Origin of the sequence: Herbaspirillum sp. RV1423, from assembly GCF_000577615.1 — a bacterium.
In the GTDB taxonomy this organism is placed as follows: domain Bacteria; phylum Pseudomonadota; class Gammaproteobacteria; order Burkholderiales; family Burkholderiaceae_D; genus Herbaspirillum.
The window spans coordinates 1-263 of record NZ_CBXX010000131.1 but is presented as its reverse complement, the minus strand read 5'-3'; the positions used below and the strand labels follow the sequence as shown (position 1 = coordinate 263).

Annotated in this window: 1 protein-coding gene; it reads left to right on the top strand. The window is 63.1% G+C overall.

Annotated elements, in window-relative coordinates; genetic code table 11:
* The coding region (locus tag RV1423_RS30505) for a hypothetical protein (protein ID WP_034304030.1) at positions 1 to 263 on the top strand (263 nt) is incomplete at both ends.

Below are 263 nucleotides of genomic sequence, written 5' to 3'. Positions count from 1 at the left end.
GCGGTCCTCCGGTATTCGACCGCACCGGTCAATACGGCATGCCGCAGGGCAGCAGCTTCCCGCAAAGCGGTTTCCCGCAGGGCGGGTTCCAGATGCCGTCGTTCGCGCCACCGTCGTACCAGCAGGCGACCGGCTCGACCTTGCCGTCGGAGTCGGGCGCGGCCAAGACCATCAACCAGTTCCAGAACGATCACGACATCCAGTTGATTTCGGCGCAGCAGATGCAACAGATGGCGCAGAGCGGCTATTACACCGACAAGGAT